This window comes from Embleya sp. NPDC025285 (assembly GCF_055558835.1).
Genome location: NZ_JBVHLU010000006.1, coordinates 128131 through 142167, shown reverse-complemented (window position 1 = coordinate 142167; position 14037 = coordinate 128131). Strand labels below are relative to the sequence as shown.

General features: G+C 71.4%; 10 protein-coding genes. 4 read left to right on the top strand and 6 right to left on the bottom strand.

What is annotated here, in order from left to right; translation table 11 throughout:
- Positions 1–67: 67 nt before the first annotated feature.
- From pssA to ACZ4FV_RS06260, 4 genes are all read right to left on the bottom strand, one after another.
- Complete coding sequence (gene pssA, locus ACZ4FV_RS06275; protein ID WP_395869092.1) at positions 68–916, bottom strand: CDP-diacylglycerol--serine O-phosphatidyltransferase; 849 nt, start codon at positions 914–916, stop codon at positions 68–70.
- Positions 903–1568, bottom strand: coding sequence for a phosphatidylserine decarboxylase (locus ACZ4FV_RS06270; RefSeq protein WP_395869264.1), 666 nt, complete (start codon positions 1566–1568; stop codon positions 903–905). Before ACZ4FV_RS06270 ends, pssA begins: the two co-directional genes overlap by 14 nt.
- A gap of 394 nt (positions 1569–1962) precedes the next feature.
- Positions 1963–3663 (bottom strand): amidohydrolase family protein, encoded by a 1701-nt coding sequence (locus tag ACZ4FV_RS06265; RefSeq protein WP_395869090.1) that lies wholly within the window; start codon positions 3661–3663, stop codon positions 1963–1965.
- A 353-nt stretch (positions 3664–4016) separates the two neighbouring features.
- Positions 4017–4904, bottom strand: a complete 888-nt coding sequence (locus ACZ4FV_RS06260; protein ID WP_465321990.1) for an NAD(P)-dependent oxidoreductase — start codon at positions 4902–4904, stop codon at positions 4017–4019.
- A gap of 257 nt (positions 4905–5161) precedes the next feature.
- On the opposite strand from ACZ4FV_RS06260, the gene ACZ4FV_RS06255 reads away from it, so the two are divergent.
- Positions 5162–5656, top strand: coding sequence for a hypothetical protein (locus tag ACZ4FV_RS06255; protein ID WP_395869086.1), 495 nt, complete (start codon positions 5162–5164; stop codon positions 5654–5656).
- Between the two features lie 201 nt (positions 5657–5857).
- On the top strand, positions 5858–6991 hold the full coding sequence (locus ACZ4FV_RS06250; protein WP_465321988.1) for a hypothetical protein: 1134 nt from the start codon (positions 5858–5860) through the stop codon (positions 6989–6991).
- Positions 6992–7031: 40 nt separating this feature from the next.
- Here ACZ4FV_RS06250 and ACZ4FV_RS06245 read toward each other — a convergent pair whose 3' ends face one another.
- Together ACZ4FV_RS06245 and ACZ4FV_RS06240 are read right to left on the bottom strand one after the other, a co-directional pair.
- The gene (locus ACZ4FV_RS06245; protein WP_395869082.1) at positions 7032–8294 is read right to left on the bottom strand and encodes a phytanoyl-CoA dioxygenase family protein; all 1263 of its coding nucleotides are present in this window, start codon (positions 8292–8294) and stop codon (positions 7032–7034) included.
- A gap of 112 nt (positions 8295–8406) precedes the next feature.
- Positions 8407–11919: an ATP-binding protein gene (locus tag ACZ4FV_RS06240; protein WP_395869080.1), complete on the bottom strand. Its 3513-nt coding sequence runs from the start codon at positions 11917–11919 to the stop codon at positions 8407–8409.
- Positions 11920–12242: 323 nt separating this feature from the next.
- Between ACZ4FV_RS06240 and ACZ4FV_RS06235 the strand changes: the two genes are divergently transcribed.
- Both ACZ4FV_RS06235 and ACZ4FV_RS06230 read left to right on the top strand, forming a co-directional pair.
- Positions 12243–13121 (top strand): alpha/beta hydrolase, encoded by an 879-nt coding sequence (locus tag ACZ4FV_RS06235; RefSeq protein ID WP_395869078.1) that lies wholly within the window; start codon positions 12243–12245, stop codon positions 13119–13121.
- Between the two features lie 179 nt (positions 13122–13300).
- Complete coding sequence (locus ACZ4FV_RS06230) at positions 13301–13975, top strand: aminoacyl-tRNA hydrolase (protein ID WP_402238929.1); 675 nt, start codon at positions 13301–13303, stop codon at positions 13973–13975.
- The last annotated feature ends 62 nt before the right edge of the window (positions 13976–14037 follow it).

Sequence of the window (14037 nt, the reverse complement as noted above, 5' to 3'; positions counted from 1 at the left end):
GGCCGACAACGCGAAGCGCCGCCACCCCGGAGGGTGACGGCGCTTCGCGTTGTTCGTCGCGGTACGGCTAGCGGATCATCCGCAGGCCGATGCGCTCGACGCCCTTGCGGGCCATCGCCATCGCGGGGACGAGCAGCGCCAGGGTGACCTGGGTGGTGGCGCCCATGTTGAGCATCCACTCGCTGCCCGGCGCGTCGGCGGCCCAGGCGATCAGGCAGCTCATGCTCAGACCGATGCCGGCCATCACCAGGATCGCCATGTTGCCCTGCGGCTTCGGGTACTCGATCCGGCTCACCATGAGCCCGGACACGGCCACGATCAGCACCGCGGCGGGCGTGAACGGCAGGTCGAGCAGCACGATCGAGACGACCGTCATCGCGGCCATCGGGATGGGCATGCCCTGGAACACCCCGGGACGCCCCGGGGTGGTCGCGAATCTCGCCAGCCGCAGTACACCCGCGATCAGCACCGACAGCGCCACCAGGACGGCTGCGGGCGCCTGCCCGGTGTTCAGCGGCACGGCCGCCCAGGTGACCACGAAGAACGCCGGTGCGACGCCGAACGTGATCACGTCCGCGAGGTTGTCCAACTGCGCGCCGAGCGAGGACATCCGCAGCTTGCGCGCCACCATGCCGTCGCACAGGTCGCACAGCGCGCCGATCAGCATCAGCACCACGGCCGCGGCCATGCTCCGCTCGGCCGACACACCGACGTCGCCGCCGCGCTGCGCCATGACCGAACAGGCGAGGAAGTAGATCGCCATGAAGCCACTCGCCGCGTTACCCAGCGTGAGTACGTCCGCGACCGAGATCCGCGCGGACAGGCACGCCTGCGGATCGTCCTCGACCGGGGTGCCCAGAATGTTCAGTTCGGGGGCTTCCAGGTCGGCCGTATCGTCGTAATCAGTCCCGGTCAAGACGTGTCTCTCCCGCCGTTGTCCGTTGTCCCACGGTCACCGCGGGCTCGACGCCCGGCGGCAGGTACACGTCCACGCGCGAACCGAACCGGATCAGCCCGATCCGGTCGCCGCAGGCGACCTCGGTACCCGGCTCCAGGTACGGCACGATCCGGCGCGCCACGGTGCCGGCGATCTGCACCAGCTCCACGTCGCCGATCGCGGTGTCGAAGATCCACACAACGCGTTCGTTGTGCTCGCTTTCCTTGTTGAACGCCGGGACGTACCCGCCGGCCTTGTGCTCCACGGACTTCACGACGCCGTCGAGCGGCGCACGGTTCACGTGCACGTTCAACGGACTCATGAACGTCGCGATCCGAGTGCGGCCGTCGGGCCAGGCGTCGATGCTCTGGACCACACCATCGGCCGAGGCGATCACGCCATCGGTGGGGATGGTGCGCTCCGGGTCACGGAAGAACCACAGCATGCCACCGGTGAGCGCCAGCGTCGGCACGGCCGCGAAGGCCCAGCGCCGGTTACGCAGTGCTGCCAAGCCGGTCAACGCGCCGGTCACAGCCGTCGGCACGAGCCAGGGAGAAGCTCCCTTGGCCAGGCGCGGCCGCTGCCTCTGCGCGTACCCCGCCGATGCCGGCGAGGGGGAATCGTCACTCATCGAGAACCTTTGTCGGGGGGCGTGCCCGTCGGTAACGGGCGGCACTCGGCGGATGCTACCTAGACGGAGGGCCATCGCGCTTCCGGCGGTGATCGCTCCTGGCGTGCCGGTCCCGCCCAAAACAGCGCAATTCGGACGCTGTTCGAGCTTTTTTCGGCCGTGGAAGCGGTTGCCCGTGTCCACAAGGTTGCCCTCCGCGCATGCCTGCTGTGAAGAGGCCCCAGGTCCGCTCCCCGTACGCGGTCCGTGGCATCGATCACGTTGGCCGTAGCGTCCCGTCGGCGCGTGTCGCATGACACCGCCTAGGGCGGATCGTCACAAAAACGTGACACGGCGGTGGGTCGGTGAACCCACCGCCGTACCTCAAGGGTAAGCGCGCTTGTGTGACGTTCCGTCAGTCGGGCCGCGAAACGAGCCCCACCATCGTGCCCGGCCGCTCTCCGGTGGGCTCGGCGTCGAGCACGGTGGGCACCCCGCGCACGATGGTGGCCCGTACGCCGGCCGGCCCCCGGGTGAACCGCCACGACCCGTCCGGGTTGTCGTAGCGCTTCTCCTCGGGCCGCACCTCGATCTCGTCGAGCGCGAACACCACCAGGTCGCCGGCCAGGCCCGGCGCGATCACGCCCCGGTCGCCCAGGCCGAAGAAGCCCGCGAGCTTGCCGGTCAGGTTGTGGACCGCCTCCTCGACCCGCATCAGGCCGGTGTCGCGCACGTACCGGGTGAGCAGGTACACGTTTTCGCCCGAACCGCAGAAGAGCTGCAGGTGCGCGCCGGAGTCGTTGATGTTGGTCAGCGTGTGCGGCTCGTTGAACAGGCCGGCCACGACCGGCTCGTCGAACGCGTCGGGGATGCCGCGCAGGCAGGACAGGATGCCGTTGTCGCCGATCCAGGTGGCCAATGCGTCGGAGATGTGCAGTCCCTCCCGGTCCGCGTACTCCTTGAGTGAGATGTCCAGTGGGCCGTGGCCGGTCTCGGAGATCGCGAAGATCAGCGACTCGGGGCGATCCAGTCGAGATGTCGACGACGAGACCCGGTTGTCCCAGTCCTCGCGGGCCTGCGCCCGCCACTGCGGATCGGCCAGCGTGGCGAGCTTGGTCTCGGCCGGACCGTTGATCCAGTGGTTCCAGGCGGCCACTCGCTGGAAGGTGAGCGCGCGCTCGAAGTTGAAGAACGGCTCCAGCGGCTTATGCGGGACATTGGGCCAGAAGTCCACGCCGTCCGCGCGCAGCCGGCGATGCAGCGCGATGGTCTGTTCCCGCAGGTAGTCCTCACGCACGGTGGACGGGATGGCGGTCCATTGGGCGCGGATCCCGCGCGGCTTGCAGATTCGGGCGAATCGCTCCACATCGGCGTCGATGCTCTCCGGCTCGTTGAACCGGGTGATCACCTGGAGCGTCGCGCCGGGATGCCGGGCGAGTACGTCGGCGAGCGCCTCGAACTCGTCGTCCTCGGCCAGCCGGGTCGGCACCGGCTCGAGGTAACGGTCCTTGTCGAACACATTGGTCGACAAACCGATTGCTCCATGAGTCAACGACTCGTCGAGCAGTGCGGCCATCTCGGCGATCTCCTCCGGCGTCGCCGCGCGCGACCAGGACGCCTCGGCGCCCATCACCGTGGTGCGCAGGGTCAGGTGCCCGACGAATCCGGCCACGTTGACCGCGACGGCTTGGCCCTTGACCGCGCTGCTGTACTCCGGCCAGCGCTCCCATGTCCACGGCACCTTGTCCTGGAAGGCGGAGAGCGGGAGGTCCTCGAGGAAGCAGAACAGGTCGAGCACGGGTCCGCGCGCGCTCTCCCGCAGGGGTGCGACCGACATGCCGCAGTTGCCGAAGACGACCGTGGTGGTGCCGTAGGCGGGCAGTGGGTCCAGGTCCGGGTTCCACCACATGGCGCCGTCGACGTGCGTGTGGGCCTCGATGAAGCCGGGGGCGACGTAGGCGCCGGCCGCCTCGACGACGCGCTCGGTGCCGCCGTTCGGGGCCAGGTCGGGGGCGACCTCGACGATCACCCCGTCCGTGATCCGCACGTCGGCTCGGATCGGGGCCGCCCCCGTTCCGTCCACGACGGTTCCTCCGCGTACCAGCAGATCGGCCATGGGCTGTTCTCCCTATTACTTGTGCCGGAATCACGAATGCCGGATCGGCGCGGCCGATTCAGGGCGGGCGAGTGCCGGCGGCGAGTCTCGGGGACGGGCGCGCTCCTCGGGATTTACGTTACGTGTTGTAACTTAACCTGGTGAACTATTCAAGGGGAGTGTCGGGTTGGAAGGGGGCATGGGCGTCGGGCCCGAGCCGGAGTCGACCGGAGCGGGCTCGGCCGGGCATGACGAAGCCCGATCCCGCCGCGTGGCCGGAACGCGGTGGATCGGGCGTGGTGGGTCGGGCGTGGTGGGTGTTTCCGGGGTCGCTGTGTCGACCCGCCTGCCGGACCCGCCGGTGCCGTGTCGGGTCAGGCGGGGGGAATCGGGCGGCGGACGCTCTCGAAGATCCGGGCGAAGCCGTCCTTGCCGTGGCCGGCCGCCACCTGGCGGTCGATCAGGGTCTGCACGGCGGCGACCACGTCGGTGCCGACGCCTTGGTCGCGGGCGGCCTCGGCGATGGTGTCGACGGCCGCCTTGTTGAAGTCCAGGCTCTGTACCTCGGTGGTGTAGTCGCCGCTGTCGTAGTACTCGGCGTGGTACGGCAGGGCCGAGAGCATCGCGTCGATCCAGGGTCCGGCCATCGCCACGAACTCGGCCGCCGCAACGCCCTCGCTCGCCACCATCGCGGCGCCCTGCGCCACACCGGCGAACATCGAGTACATCGACCCCAGCAGGGCCAGGTCGTACAGCGACGCCAGGCCCGCGTCGGTGCCGAACCAGCGAGCACCGCCGAGCAGTTCCAGCAGCTCGCGGTGGGTGTCGAAGCCCTCCCGCGAGCCGCTGTACAGCAGTGACGCGACCGGCAGGCCGATCATCTCCGGGGTCGCCATGATCGCGCCGTCGAGGTAATGAATGCCGTGCTCGACGGCCCAGGCCGAGGTCTGTCGGGCCTGCTTCGGGGTCACCGTGGTCACGTTGACCACCAGTCGGCCGGCCAGCGCGTCGACGAGCGGGGTCAGTGTGCCGCGTACCGACTCGTCGTCGAGCAGACACACCACGACCACCGGCGACGCCTCGACGGCGGCGACCGGGTCGGCGGCGAGGGCGACGCCCTTGGCGACCAGGGAATCGGCCCGGCCGGCGGTGCGGTTCCAGACGGTGGTGGGGTGGCCGCCCCGATGGATCGTGTCGGCGATCGCCCGACCCATCGCGCCCAGGCCGAGGACGGTCACGGGGGTCCGGTGCTGCTCGCTCACAGGGTTTCTCCAAGCTTCGAAGGGGTGGGGCAGGCGTGGTGTCCGCCGCTGACACCATGCTTGACCGGCACACTCCTTCCTACAAGTACCTACTAATAAGTCAGGTACTGGCAAATAGGTAAGCATCCTGCTCAGAGGCGGAATCGAAAGCCCGGCAACCCGGCCATGCGTTTAGCCGGCCCGATACGCGGACATTCGTGCTGTTCGTACGCGGGCGTCCGAGTCGACCTCCGCGACCCACGCGAGGAGCGACGAACATGGCGAGCAAGTACGTGCGTACCGTCGGCGCGCTCTCGATCGCCGCCGCGCTGGCCCTGACCTCGGCGGCGTGCAGCGACGACAACGACGGCAACGGAGACGGCAAGTCGGTGCCCACGGCGGCGATCTCGTCGGCGCTGAACTCGGCGGGCTCGGAGGCGAGGGACGCGCTGTCCTCCGCGAGCGCCGCGGCGGCCTCGAAGCTGAAGGAGATCAAGGGCGGCCTGGACGCGACGGCGGACGCCTCGGTCGGGTCGATCCGGGCCGACGGCGACCGCACCGTAGCCGAGGTCACCGTCGTCAACAACACCTCCAAGACCGTCGACTACACGCTCTCGGTCGAGTTCCGCGACGCGGGCGGCAAGCTGCTGGACACGATCGTGATGAACATCGACGACGTCGAGGCGGGTACGCAGGCCAAGGGCACCGCGAAGAGCAATCGGAAGCTGACCGACCCGAACAAGGCGGAGATCGGCCACGCGGTCCGGCACTGAGCCGGGGCGGCGGGTGAGGTTCCCGGCCGCATGGTGAGCGGCGCGGCGGCCGACCGGAGAGCGGGGACGTCGACGAGTTCGTGAGCCGGCTCGCCGCCGCCCGGGGCCGAATCGGGGGATCTCCCCACGTCCCGGGAACCCCGATCCGCATTTCGCCCGGCCGCCTTTTCCCGTCCATCCGAGCCCGGCACAATCGCCGCCATGGCGATCGTCGAGACCCGCAGTACCGCACGCGTGCGGCTCAAGGCCGCCGTGTCCGGATTCCTGTCCGGCGGGGTGATCGGCGTCGCGCCGGCCTGCTTCGTGGTCGGGGCGATTCTCGAACGTTGGCTCGTGGCGGCGATCGGTGTGGCGCTGTTGGTGCTCAACGTGATCGTCGTCTCCGTCGCGGGTCGCCTCCACCGGGCACGGAACCCGCGCACGCCGGCCCGGACCGCGCTGGCCGTGATCGAGAGTCGCCGGGCGATCAGCGGCGAGTCGGCCAACGTGCCGGTCGAGTTCGTGCTGACGGTGGCACCGGACGAGCGGTCGGCGTACCGGGTCGAGACGCGCCAGGACATCAACCTGGTCGACATCCCCGACTACCGGCCACGCGATGTCGTGGTGGTGCGGTACCGCCCCGACGAGCCGTGGGACGTCGAGATCGTCACCGAGCCGACCGAGGCGTGGGCACGCCGGGCGGCGACCGAATCGGTGGACTCCGCCCCGGAGTCCGCGTTGCTCGCCGGCCCCAAGGACGAGGGCTCGTTCTGCCTGCTCGGCACGCTGGGCCTGCTGCTGGGCGCCGCGCTCGTGGTCCTGCCGTTTCGCGCGGACCTGTTCGCCGCGGTCGACGAGTCCACGACGACGTCCTCCTCGTCCTCCACGACCACGACCACGACCATGTCCGACGGCTTCTCGTGGCCGACGACCTCGACGACGACCTCGACGACGACCTCGACGGTCAGCGGGACGGCGAGTTCGGAGGCGATGCTGAGCGATGGCGAGATGCGGCGCGCGGCCGAATCGCTGATCAAGGGGATGCGCACGAGCAGCGCCGCCGAACTCACCATCGAGGAACACGTCATGGCGGTACGCGGCATCCTGGGCACTCCGGCCGCGCCCGGGACGGCGATCGACCTGAACGCCGTCCCCTACGAACGCCTGCCCGGCCTGGTCGGCGTGGCCCGGACCAAACTCGGCATCACCAATCCCACCTCCTGGCGCATCACCTTCGAGCCCGCCCCGAAGCCCGGCGTGCTCACCATCCACGTCTCGGTCACCGACGCCGAGGGTGCCAAAGCCTCCCTGGAAGCCGACGCCCAGGCCAGGATCACCGTCCGCCACCCCCGCTGACCACCGCCCGGCCCGCATCGCCCGCGAGCCCGTGCGCGGGCTACATCCGGGACATGGTCAGCAGGTCGCCGCTGCCGTAGCCGGGGATCACCTGTTCGTAGGTTTCGTAGGGGTTGGTGACGTCGAAGATGCGCGGGTTGTCGAACTGGACGTAGAGGGTGCGGCGGCGGGCCGTGCCGGTGGCGGCGGGGCCGGCGTGCAGGCCGCAGCCCATGTGCACGGTCACGTCGCCCGGTTCGGTGGTGATGCCGACCACCGGCAGGTTCTCCCACTGGGCCGGCGTATACCGCTCGTGCGCGACCGTGCCCCAGGAGCCGGCCAGCGCGTACAACTGCGAACTGTCCTGGCTCACCGCGTCCAGGCGGATGCCCACGTGCACCCGCGGACACGTGATCGGACAACCGCCGAGCGCGCAGTCCTTGTGCCAGGGCAGGTCCGGGACGGACAGCGGTTCGGGCGCGGTGCCGAACTCCTTGAGAACCGCGATCTGTCCGGAGTCGCGGTCGGTCACCGCGACCACGTCCTGACCCGCCAGGCCGCACAACATGCGCACCGTCGGGTCGTCGGCCAGCGCGGCGATCCGCGGCGAGCGCATGCCCAGATAGGTCAACCGGTACGGCGAGCGCAGGCCGTTGGGGCCGTCCGCCCACAGCGACCCGCGGTCGCCCTCGCGGCACAGGCCCCGGATCCGGTCCACTTCGCCCGCCAACTCCTCGACCCGGTCCGCGTCGAAGACCTGACGCACCACCAGGTAGCCGGTGGCGCGCAGGAAATGCGCCATGTCGTCCGGCTCGTCCCGGGTGGTGAAGTCGCGGTGCAGGTCGATCGGACGATCGGCGAGGTCGCGCAGGTCCAACGTCTCGGGGTGATAGATGGGGGTGCCCGAGTACATGCAGCGGATGGCCGGCTCCCACACGTCCCAGTCGGCGAACTCGCCGCGCACGAACCGCACCGCGTGCGACTCGACCAGCCCCCGACTGGTGCGCAGCTCGTAGAGGTAGTCCTGCCACGCGCCGGATTCGAGCTCGACCACCAACTCGGCGTCCGCGCTCACCCCGGGCACGATCCGCACCTCGCCGCGATCCTCGACATAGCTGTACGCCTGGCCGTTGGGCATGCACAGCGCGATCGGGGCCCGGCCGGCCACGTCCCACGCGACCCGCTCGCCGAGACCGCCCTCCAGCCGGCGTGGCAACTCCACACGATGGAACGACTCGAAGCACACGACAGGCCAACCCAACACACTGAACGTGCCGCGGTCGGCGTCGTGCGCCACCGCCGATCCGGCGCCCGAAATCCCCATTGCCCCGTCCTCCCCGTTCCGCACCCGGCACACCGGCCGGGTCGTCACCAACGGTAGGCAAACAGCGTCAGAACAGCGTCAGAGCAGCGCGAAAGCGCAAGGTGACAGCCAGTCAGCGAAGCGGGGAGGTGCCGGTGTCCAACGGCTCACCGAGCAATCGCACGGCGTCCCCGAGTGTTCGCTCAGCGTGCCCGGGCAGCCCCAGTTCGACGCATCGGGCGTACGCGGCCTCGAACTGCGCGCGGGCCGCGACCCCGTCGCCGACGATCGCGGCCAGCCCGCCGAGCACCCGGCGCACCGGGCCGAGCGAGGAGCCGGTCCAGTCCAGATGTTCAGCGTACGGGGTCAGCGCCTCGCTCACGAGCAGCCCGCGTTCCACATCGCCCAGTTCGATCGCTACCTCGCCCAGCCGCATCAGCGACCCGGTCCACAACAGGTCCACCGGTATCGTCGCGAAGCCCGGCACACACAACGTGTGGAACTCCTCGCGCGCCGACTTCGGATCGGCCGACGCGGACGCCGCCCAGCACGCCTGCACCCGCCACCACGACACGTCCCGCGACCACCCGGCGGCCACCCCGGTCCGGCGCGCCATCATGCCCAACCGGCCCTGCTCCCAGCGCACCGCCAGGATCTGCGACAGGTTGAACGAGCGCACCGCCTCGCGCGGCAGCGCCGACCGCCGGGCCAGCCGCAGCGCCTCGGCCAGCACGTCGCTCGCCCGCGCGGTCCGCCCGCGCAGCAACTCCAGGCCACAGCGGTAGATCAGCACCTCCCACGTGAACCACGGGTGTCGCAACCGCCGGGCCACCCGCTGCGCCTGCGCGTACTCGCGCTCGGCGGCCGGGATCGACCCGCACACCACCAGGTCGTAGGCCTGGTTCAAGTGGCTGCGGAACAGCGACTCCTGATCCCCGGTCAGCCCGGAGAGCACGGTCAACTCGCTGCTCATCCGCAGCCGCTCGTCGACCAGGTCCGGCCCGGACGCGGCCAGGTGATGCGCCTCCAGGCCCTGCGCCAGCGCGTCGTGCGAGCCCGATTCGCGGGCCGCGTCCAGCGCCTCGTAGAGCATGGTCAGCCGGGCCTCGCGATCGTGCCCGAAGGTGAGCGCCACCGCGAGCGCGGCCAGCAGCAGCGAGCGAAGCGCGTTGTCGGCGGGCAGCCCGGACGCGATCGGCAACGCCGCCAGCGCCTCGCGCAACAGCGCGACCAACTCCAGGTCCACGCCCACCTGATAGACCTGCCCGAGGCGGACCATGGCCAGCGCGACCCGGCCCAGCCGGCGCGGATCGGCCAGCGCTCGGGCCTCCTCCGCGGCCCGACGCAGCACCTCCCGGCAGCGCCGATCGCCGCACCGATCCAGCGCCGCGCCGCGCGAGAGCAGCAGGTCGCAGCGGGTCTCCGGGGCCGGATCGCTCACCATCGGCAACACCTCCAGCGCCTGCCGGTAGTGCTCGGCGGCGACCTCGAACGCGCCGCCGTCCCGCGCCTCGTCGCCCGCGCGCCACGCGTAGTCCAAGGCGCGCCGGGCCTCGCCGAACCGGCAGGCCAGCCGGAAGTGGTGGGCCAACTCCGGCAGATGCGCGTCCCGGTCGCCGCGGGCCTCCAGGGCCAGACCGACCTTGCGGTGCAGTTGCAGCCGACGCGCGGTGGGCAACTCCTGGTAGAGCGTGGAGCGCACCAGCGCGTGGACGAAGGTGAAGCGGCCCGGACGATCGGTCTCCTCGGCGCGCACCACGTGGGCGCGCTCCGCGTCGTCGAGGGCGTCCACGACGGTGTCGAATCCGCCCGGGTGCACCGCCGCGACCAGGTCGATGTCGAAGGCCGGGCCGACCACGGCGGCCACGGTGAGGGCCTCCAGGGTGGACTGCGGCAGGCCCAGGAGCCGCTGCCGGAGCACGTTGCGCACCCGGCGCGGGACGTCCGCGGGCACGCTCTTGCCCAGCGCCGACCAGTCGCTGACATCCGCCCACTGGCGCAGCAACTCGGTGGCCAGCAGCGGATTGCCGTCGCTGAGCTCGCGCAGCACGTGTGCCCGTACACCCTCGGCGCGCGGCGGCAGCGGGCCGGCCAGCACGTGCGCGAGTTCGACCAGGGCCGCCACGTCCAGGCCGCCCAGCGGCACGTGCACGGGGTGCAGGTCGCGGTAGAGGTCGGCGATCAGCCGGGTCATCGGATGCACCGAGCCGAGTCCGGTGTCGCGGTAGGCGATCACCATCACCGCGCGGGTGCCGACCAGCGCCCGCGCCACGTGCCGCAACATCAGCATGGTCGAGGTCGAGGACCAGTGCACGTCGTCGAGCAGCAGCACCAGATCGCGCTCGGTCGCCGCGTGCCGGAACACCCCGGCCACCGCCTCGAACAGCCGGTAACGCTCGGTGTCCGAGTCGGGCGGGCCCTGAGGCTGGATCAGGCCGGCCGGTTCCAGCGGCAGTTCGGGCAGGAGCCGGTGCAACTCGCCGCCCAGGTCGCCGACCCGCTCGCGCAACTCCTCGGCCGCGACCTCGGCGAGATGCGCGCGCAACATCGTCACGAACGGTTGGAACGGCGCGGCCACGCCCTCGTCGCTGCGCCCGGTCAGCACCAGCGCGTCGCGGCCGGCCCGGGTGGCGAACTCGCTCAACAGGAACGACTTGCCGATCCCGGCGTCGCCGCTGACGAGCAGTACGCGCGAGCCGACCTCGGCCCGCACGGACTCCTCCAGCAGGCGCAACTCGGCCGAGCGGCCCACGATCGGCCCCGGCGCGCCGTGCGGGAACACGTCGTGCGCCGAGCGGGTGGGGGCCGGAGCGGGCGGCGCGTCCCCGCCGGGCGTGGGCGACGCGAAGCGCGCGGCGGGCGCGGGCACCGGCAGCGGTTGCGGCGTGGCGTCGCCGAGCAGGCGCAGGAAGGCCGACTCGGTCTCCGGCGACGGCCCCACCCCCAACTCGGTGTTGAGCAGCCGTCGACATCGTTCGTACGCGCGCAGCGCCGCCGCCCGGTCGCCGCCGGCCGCGTGCGCGGTCATCAGCAGGCGGTGGCTGCTCTCTCGAAAGGGGTCCAGGTCGACGAGTTGGGCGGCCCGGGTCACCGCCGCGTCGGCCCGGCCCAGGTGCAGTTCGGTGGTCACCGACACGGCGAGCGCGCGCAGCCGGGCCGAGCGCCAGCGGGTGCGCCGCTCGTTGACCCAGTCGCCGTCCTGTCCGGGCAAAAACGGCAGCGCCAGGATCTCGTGCGCGTCGTGGGCCCGGGATCGGGCCTGCGCGAACGCGCCGTGCACGGCGAGCGCCTCGGCCTCGATCAGCGCGCTCTCGGCTGCCTCCACGTCGACCTCGGTGCCCTCGGGCAGGGACAGTACGTAGCAGCCGGCCCGGTGGCGCAGCACCGAGGACGCGTCGTACCCGGCCTGGCCCAGGAAGCCGCGGACCCGGCTGAGCACACCGCGCAGCGCGCCCTCCCACGACTTGGGCGCCTGCTCCGGCCACAACAGCGCGGCCAACTCCTCGCGCGGCACCGGATGCCGGCGGCCCAGGGCCAGCGCGGCGAATACGAGTTGGGCCTGCGGTCCGCCCAGGAGATCCTCCGCGGCGCGGCCCGCGGGGCCGTCTACGCAGACATGGCCGAGAACACGTACCCGGACCACCATGTGACGGACCCCCCTCCTGCTGTCGTCTTCGCGACAACCGATTCCCCGGCGCCTGTCCGGGAGCGGTTCGAAGGACCCCGCGCGCCACATGGTACGAACCGAACGGTGCACCCGGCGGGCAATTGCGCCGGCCCCATGTCACAACCCGGCGAATCGCTTGATCCGTACCCGGGTTTGCCGGAGGCTTCCAGCCTCACGGGACTTCTCGCGCGCCGATCGGGGCAACCGATCGTCCCGGGGGCGTGGGTGATCCGGTATCGGGGCACCCGTCAGGTGGGCATCGGGCGCGTGGGCACCCGGATTTCGGTTGGGGAGGGGCACGAATGAGTCTGGACGGTTGGAACCTGCCGCCGGTGCGCGACGGGCGGGCCGCGTCGGACGAACTGGACGCGCGGCGGCGCGGCACGGCGGCGTATCGGCAGGACCCGGAGCCCGGAGTGACGGTGCGTCAGGAGTTGGTGGGCGGCGTGCCGTGCACGTTCCTGGAGGTGCCCGATCCCGCGCTGACGCTGCTCTACTTCCATGGCGGCGGTTACCGGATGGGCGACGCCGCGGGTTGGTTGGGCTTCGGTTCGCGGATCACGCTCGCGGCGCGGGCCAGGGTGGTACTGGTGGAATACCGGCTCGCGCCGGAGGATCCGTTTCCGGCCGCGCTGCACGACGTGGCGGGCGTGTACGACGCGATCGTGGCGGCGGGCGAGGACGGCGACCTCGCCCCGTTCGTGGGCGGCGACTCGGCGGGCGGCGGGCTCGCGGCGGCGCTGACGGTCGCGGCCCGAGGCGCCCCGGTGCCGCTGCCGTCCGGCATGGTCCTGTTGTCCCCGTGGTTGGACCTGACCGTGACGAAGCCCACGTACGACTCGAACGCGTCCACCGACCAACTGATCTCGAAGAAGTCGCTGCGCGAGGCCGCCGAGATCTACCTGCAACTGCACGATCCGGGAGACCCGTTGGCGTCCCCGCTGTTCGCCGACCTGTCCGGGCTCCCGCCGGTGCTGCTCCTGGCCTCGTGCCACGAGGCGCTGCTCGGCGACGCCACCGCCTTCGCCGGCAGGGCGGCGACGGCCGGCGTCCCGGTCCAGGCCCACCTGGTCCCCGACGTCCCCCACGCCTGGCCCGCCATCGACCCGACCATGCCCGAATCCCAAGAGGCCATAGGCACCATCGCCCGCTTCCTCACCACCAGAGCCCTCGAAGCCTGACCGGCCTCCCGGCCTCGGGGCGCCACCAGTCGGCCCCGAGGCCGGTAGAACCCAACCATCCACACCCAACGCAACGGGTGGGCGGTTGGGCGAAAGACACCCGACGCACCCAATCCGCACCGGCAACCCGTCCACGAGACTCAGGACTCCCAACGAGGCCATGTGGCCACGAGCAAGGCATGATCGACCCCGTGAGCACCATCGAATACGTCCTCCCCCTCGTGGCGCACATCGAGAAGGACGACCCGCCGGCCCGAACCGACGCCCTGGAGGCCGCCGCGCGAGCGGTCCTGGTCCTGTTGGCGGACCCGAGGTCGACCGACCCCGAAGGCGAGTGGCACGACGTGGTCGAGGCCTGGCAGGGCCACCGCATCCGCAAGGTGGTTCGGCGGGCCCGGGGCGGCGAGTGGCGGCGGGCGAACACGCTGCCGGGGATCACGGTGGCCCGGCGTACGGCGGAGGTTCGGGTGTACCCGCCGATCCCGCTGGACGCGTGGCCCAAGGACCTGGCCAAGTTGCAGGTCTCCGGCACCGACCTGGACGAGCCCGCCGCACCGCCGCCCGCCGAGCCCGGGCAGCCGGTGTTGTGGCTGAACCCGGCGCTGGAGATGACCGCCGGCAAGGCCATGGCGCAGGTGGGGCACGGCAGCCACCTCGCGTGGCTGGGCCTGGACTCGGCCGGGCGCAAGGAGTGGGCGGCGCGCGACTTCGACCTCGCGGTGCGGACCGCGGCCCCGGCCGCGTGGCCCGCGTTGACCGCGAGCGGTCGGCCCGTCGTCCGGGACGCGGGCTTCACCGAGATCGCGCCGGGCTCCTGCACGGTGGTCGCGGACGTACCGTGGCCGCTGCGCTGAGCCGTGCCGTCGTGCGTGCGTCGGGCGGCGCTTGCCGACGTGTAGTCGAATGTGACGTTGCG

Coding starts and splice junctions, on each gene's coding strand:
- ACZ4FV_RS06270 (WP_395869264.1), bottom strand. CDS start 1,568: ATGAGTGACGATTCCCCCTCGCCGGCATCGGCGGGGTACGCGCAGAGG.
- ACZ4FV_RS06265 (WP_395869090.1), bottom strand. CDS start 3,663: ATGGCCGATCTGCTGGTACGCGGAGGAACCGTCGTGGACGGAACGGGG.
- ACZ4FV_RS06255 (WP_395869086.1), top strand. CDS start 5,162: ATGGCGAGCAAGTACGTGCGTACCGTCGGCGCGCTCTCGATCGCCGCC.
- ACZ4FV_RS06250 (WP_465321988.1), top strand. CDS start 5,858: ATGGCGATCGTCGAGACCCGCAGTACCGCACGCGTGCGGCTCAAGGCC.
- ACZ4FV_RS06245 (WP_395869082.1), bottom strand. CDS start 8,294: ATGGGGATTTCGGGCGCCGGATCGGCGGTGGCGCACGACGCCGACCGC.
- ACZ4FV_RS06240 (WP_395869080.1), bottom strand. CDS start 11,919: ATGGTGGTCCGGGTACGTGTTCTCGGCCATGTCTGCGTAGACGGCCCC.
- ACZ4FV_RS06235 (WP_395869078.1), top strand. CDS start 12,243: ATGAGTCTGGACGGTTGGAACCTGCCGCCGGTGCGCGACGGGCGGGCC.
- ACZ4FV_RS06230 (WP_402238929.1), top strand. CDS start 13,301: ATGATCGACCCCGTGAGCACCATCGAATACGTCCTCCCCCTCGTGGCG.